This window comes from Vineibacter terrae, assembly GCF_008039615.1.
Classification (GTDB): domain Bacteria; phylum Pseudomonadota; class Alphaproteobacteria; order Reyranellales; family Reyranellaceae; genus Vineibacter; species Vineibacter terrae.
On record NZ_VDUZ01000110.1, the window covers coordinates 1 to 1,720 of the forward strand.

Annotated in this window: 1 protein-coding gene; it reads left to right on the forward strand. The window is 68.1% G+C overall.

Features of this window, described 5'->3' with window-relative positions; translation table 11 throughout:
• Positions 1–224 precede the first annotated feature (224 nt).
• Positions 225–1,475 (forward strand): IS110 family RNA-guided transposase, encoded by a 1,251-nt coding sequence (locus tag FHP25_RS40415; RefSeq protein ID WP_147852677.1) that lies wholly within the window; start codon positions 225–227, stop codon positions 1,473–1,475.
• Positions 1,476–1,720: the final 245 nt, after the last annotated feature.

A 1,720-nucleotide genomic window follows, 5' to 3' on the forward strand; every position in this document is an offset into this window, starting at 1 on the left:
AGATCCCTGTACCAGTTGAAGCGCAAGAGGCCCGGTCTAGAGTGACCGGGTCGGGCCGCCTGCCGGGAGCCACCCATTGATCCAGTGCCCAGAGCACCAAGCGAGGATCCGTGCCCCGGCAGAGTGGGCCATGACGGACGTCCAGTAGGAGGTTTGCGCCTGGAGCGCCAGTACAGGGACAGACGCACGTCGTGGCAGGCCCGCCGCATGATGAGGTGAGGGCAATGGAAACACTGGAATGGTTTGTCGGGATTGATTGGGCGAGTGAGAAGCATCGGGTTTGTCTGCTGGACGGCACGGGTCGCTGTATCGGCGAGCGGGATGTCCCGCATGGCGGCGCCGCGCTGGCGGAGTTGTGTCGCTGGTTGTTGGCGGTGACGGGGGCGCCGGCGTCGCGGATCGCGGTGGCGATCGAAGTGCCGCATGGACCTGTGGTCGAGGCGCTGCTGGAGCAAGGCTTTGCCGTCTATGCCATCAACCCCAAGCAGCTGGACCGGTTCCGCGACCGCTTCAGCGTCGCCGGCGCCAAGGATGACAGCCGCGATGCGTATGTGCTGGGCGATGCCGTGCGCACCGACCGGCACCTGTTGCGGCGTCTGGCGGTCGAGCATTCGCTGGTCATCGAGCTGCGCGAGTTCTCGCGCTTGAGCGAGGAGCTGCAGCAAGAGCAGCAGCGCCTGGTCAACCGCATGCGCGAGCAGCTCTGGCGCTACTACCCGCAGGCCCTGGAGCTGACCGACGACCTGACGTCCGACTGGTTCGTGGCGTTGTGGCGCCTGGCACCGACCCCAGCCAAGGCGGCCCGCCTGCGCCAGGCTACCGTCGCGCAGCTCTTCAAGACCCATCGCGTGCGTCGCCTGCAGGCCGACGAAGCCCTGGATATCCTGCGCCGCACGCCGCTGGCGGTCGCCGCCGGCACCACCGAGGCGGCGCGGGCCCATATCGAAAGCCTCGTCGCCCGCCTGGTGCTGATCAAACGCCAGATCAAGGCCGCTCATCGTCGCCTTGACGAGCTGTGCGCCCAGCTCGAGGCCGAGGACGGGCCGGGGCAGCCTTTCGAGCAGCGCGACCTGGCGATCCTGCGCTCCTTGCCGGGGGTCGGAAGGATCGTCCAGGCCACGCTGCTCGCCGAGGCGCCAGAGCTTGTGCGCCGTCGAGACTACGAAGCCTTGCGCACTCTGGGCGGGATCGCGCCGGTGACGCGCCGCAGCGGCAAGAGCTGCATTGTGATCCGGCGCCTGGCCTGTAACAAGCGCCTGAGCAACGCGCTCTTTCATTGCGCCAAAGCCGCCGCCCAACATGACCCGGTCAGCCGTCAGCGCTACGACGCGCTGCGTCAACGCGGACATAGCCAGGGCCGCGCCCTGCGCAGTGTTGCCGACCGCATGCTCTACGTGCTGTGCACCCTGTTGCGTCGGCAAACCCTGTTCGACCCCGACCATGCACAGCCGGCACCGATGGCGGCCGCCGCATGAGCCATGCCAGCCATCCCTTTGTTCGACCGCCAGGCCATCCCTCCGTCCCGACCTGCCGCCGGGCAGAGCGTCGCGCGCAGGGGCTGTCCAGGAGGCCGCTGGCGGCCCCGGCGCAGCCGGCGCGCAGCGTCCTGGACAGCGCCGAGCACGGCGCTACGCTCACACGGCAAGGGACCGCCATCAAACCACAAGCGCCCCTTATTGCCCTCCATTTTCCCCTTGATAACCGGTAGGAGGTCCTCGCT